Consider the following 1,948-nt stretch of genomic DNA (forward strand, 5'->3'; position numbering starts at 1 on the left):
AAATCCCATTGATAATCGTCATCATCCCATCTTCTTCTCCAATGATCATTAGTAAAGCTAATACTAAAACATTCGCCTTTACTTAATTTTTCTTTATCTATGCCACTTGAATAAAACTTCATCTTGGTAAATATATCAATTATTATATCCAAGTCTTTTTCTGTTACATATTTACCTTTTCTAAACATTGACGCTGATGCTCCCATTACCTTAATATCCTCCCAAAATTATTTTTCAGTGTTTACTCTTATCATATTTATCAGGACCTTTGTAAATCCACCCTGCATCCGGTTCAGGCATATTATATATTGCATCAATATTATGTTTCCTGAATGTATAACCGTTATCAACATAGAATGCGGTATTTGGATATTCCTCCATATATCTGTATACTATTTCCAATATGATAAGTTCTTTTCCAATCATATCCGGAAAACGAAAGAAGGTCTCAAGCCCCTGTTTCCTTGACTTTCTTGTGAAAATCTCTTTTATATCTACATAAGAATAAATTTGAATCATTGATGTAGGATCCTTTTTATCAAAAAAATCATACTCACTGTCTTCTTTAGACAGTATAATATCATAATCTCTTTTACCTATCATCAATCTTCTATTGTAGTTCATAGCATCAAGTATTTTCCACATACTGACACCGATAGATGTTTTTCTACTCTCAGACTTTTGTAATATTCTTCCCTCACATATCATATATAATTCTCCATTTTATACTGCTGCCACAAAATAGTCCTGTTAAGCATATAACTTATCTATATCATCCTTTTATATACGTATCCGGGCTTTTATAAATCCACTCCGCATCAGGCTCAGGCATATTATATATTGCATCAATATGATGTTTTCTGAATGTATAACCGTTATCAACATAGAATGCGGTATTTGGGTATTTTCCCATATATCTGTGTACTATTTCCAATATGATAAGTTCTTTTCCAATCATATCAGGAAAGCGAAAAAAGGTAACAAGCTCATTTTTTCTTGATTTTCTTGTAAAAACCTCCTTTATACCTAAATAAGCATAAATTTGAATCATTGGCGCAGGATCCTCTTCATCAAAAAAATCGTATTCATTATCTTCCTTAAACAGTATAAGACTACCATCACTTTTATATATTGTCACTATTCTATGGTAGTTCATAGCATCAAGTATCTTTAGCATCCTGAAATCAACAGCTATATTTTTTCTCTCAAATTTTTCCAATATTCTTCCCTCACATATCATATGTACATCCCCTTCTTATACTGCTGCCACAAGAGATCTTTTTTACAAAGCATCCGGACTGTAATATATCCAGCTTAGATCTTTATTACAGTATGCTTTTTCAATGTCTTCTTTTGTATATACATATCCTGACGCACTTAAGAAAATATCCTCAGGAAAGAGTTTAAAATATCTATATAAAAACTCCGATATTATCAATTCTCTTCCTTTAATGTCATCAAAGGAAATATATGCATAATAATGGCAATTTTCTCTTGGATAAAAAAACTTATACACTCCTTCTCTATCTCTCTCCGCCAGGAACATATTTAAGTACATATTGTAAACTCTTTTTCTTATATTACTTTCATCATCCTCTTCAAGTATACTTGCAGACAAACTGTAAAAATCCTCTGAGTCAATAATTGAACAATGTGTATATCCTATTGACATTAAAATGTTTATGACTTTTTCCATGTCTTCTTTATTAGCTCTTATTCTTTTTCTTAATATACCTGTATCTAACATTATTTAAAAAACTCCTTTAGCTCATCAAATCTATTTATCAATTTAATTTCCTTACATAGCAAGGCGGTATTATGTCTGCCAGCCACACTTTTTCATTTCCATGTATTCCCCTTCTTCTATCATTCTCGTCTATAGCTTCTCTAAACTCAACTTTTTAGTAAAGAAGAGCTGTTAGATATAAAACAGCTCCTCTTAAAAAAA

At 30.9% G+C, this 1,948-nt stretch carries 3 protein-coding genes and 1 pseudogene; all 4 read right to left on the reverse strand.

Annotation, left to right across the window (positions count from 1 at the left end; genetic code table 11):
- Positions 1–206: pseudogene (locus HMPREF1495_RS03800) on the reverse strand (hypothetical protein); the annotation flags it as partial.
- A 28-nt stretch (positions 207–234) separates the two neighbouring features.
- Entirely contained in the window at positions 235–708 is a 474-nt protein-coding gene (locus HMPREF1495_RS03805; RefSeq protein ID WP_034212200.1) for a hypothetical protein, read from the reverse strand.
- 64 nt (positions 709–772) lie between these two features.
- On the reverse strand, positions 773–1,240 hold the full coding sequence (locus tag HMPREF1495_RS03810) for a hypothetical protein (RefSeq protein ID WP_034212203.1): 468 nt from the start codon (positions 1,238–1,240) through the stop codon (positions 773–775).
- Between the two features lie 42 nt (positions 1,241–1,282).
- Positions 1,283–1,747 (reverse strand): hypothetical protein, encoded by a 465-nt coding sequence (locus HMPREF1495_RS03815; RefSeq protein WP_034212205.1) that lies wholly within the window; start codon positions 1,745–1,747, stop codon positions 1,283–1,285.
- Between the last annotated feature and the right edge of the window lie 201 nt (positions 1,748–1,948).

Source organism: Lachnoanaerobaculum sp. MSX33 (assembly GCF_000512995.1).
In the GTDB taxonomy this organism is placed as follows: Bacteria; Bacillota; Clostridia; order Lachnospirales; family Lachnospiraceae; genus Lachnoanaerobaculum.

Excerpts from the sequence above, each read along its gene's own strand:
- HMPREF1495_RS03810 (WP_034212203.1), bottom strand. The coding sequence starts at position 1,240 with ATGATATGTGAGGGAAGAATATTGGAAAAATTTGAGAGAAAAAATATA.
- HMPREF1495_RS03815 (WP_034212205.1), bottom strand. The coding sequence starts at position 1,747 with ATGTTAGATACAGGTATATTAAGAAAAAGAATAAGAGCTAATAAAGAA.
- HMPREF1495_RS03805 (WP_034212200.1), bottom strand. The coding sequence starts at position 708 with ATGATATGTGAGGGAAGAATATTACAAAAGTCTGAGAGTAGAAAAACA.